Here is a 542-nt window from a genome sequence, read left to right on the forward strand (position 1 = left end):
GTTCGTCCCGGCTGACCAGTTCACGACGGGTATCCGGGAGAGGATCTTCACCCATTTCAAGCGGGAAGAGGACGCGTCGATGCGCAGCGGGAAGCTGGATGAGGAGCTCGCCCGGATGAGCGCGATCGTCGACGAGGTGACCCCGGGATCGCTGATCTTGCTCAACGAGTCGTTCGCCTCGACCAACGAACGGGAGGGTTCCGAGATCCTCCGCCAGGTCGTCGGCGCGTTCACCACCGCGGACGTCCGGGTGGTGCTGGTGACTCACCTGTATGACTTCGGCCGTCAGTACTACACCGCGGCACGAACCGACTCGCTGTTCCTGCGGGCGAACAGGGACGAGAGTGGAGACCGTGACTTCCGACTGGTGGTCGGCGAACCTCTTCCAACCAGCTTCGGAGAGAACGTGTTCCACCGCATTTTCGACCCGGAACCCACCCCGTCAGTCACCCAACCGGTCATTGAAGTAACGGAGTCCGCATGAAAGATGCACGCCAGCAGCACCTCTACCTGGCCCGGCACGGGCGAACGGTGTTGAACGC

The 542-nt window shown here is 62.7% G+C and carries 1 protein-coding gene; it reads left to right on the forward strand.

The window, feature by feature from the left end:
- Positions 1-484, forward strand: a 484-nt coding sequence (locus AC1RO3_RS08415; protein ID WP_481763994.1) for a MutS-related protein, incomplete at its 5' end; no start/stop codon positions are given.
- Positions 485-542 lie beyond the last annotated feature (58 nt).

The sequence above is a fragment of the Dellaglioa sp. CoH-57-MRSF-19 genome (genome assembly GCF_056781975.1).